Consider the following 221-nt stretch of genomic DNA (forward strand, 5'->3'; position numbering starts at 1 on the left):
GGTTAATAACTATCCTGCGCAGCAAGTTCTTTTGAGCTTGCTGTTTTTGTTTTATGGTGATTTGCATCATAATAGGCTTCACTTTTCCAAAGGGCATACATAAGTAATAATAGTTTTCGTTGGGTTGCAACCAGGCCAATTATAGGCTTGGATTTAGTGGATTTAAGGCGCATGTAAAAGGGTTTTAAGGTTGGGTTGCACCGTACTGCCGTCATGGAGGG

1 pseudogene is annotated in these 221 nt (G+C 41.2%); it reads right to left on the minus strand.

The window, feature by feature from the left end:
• Positions 1-2: 2 nt before the first annotated feature.
• A pseudogene (locus IS446_RS00175) lies at positions 3-221 on the minus strand (hypothetical protein); the annotation flags it as partial.

It is taken from the genome of Robertkochia sediminum (genome assembly GCF_016786255.1).
In the GTDB taxonomy this organism is placed as follows: Bacteria; Bacteroidota; Bacteroidia; order Flavobacteriales; family Flavobacteriaceae; genus Robertkochia; species Robertkochia sediminum.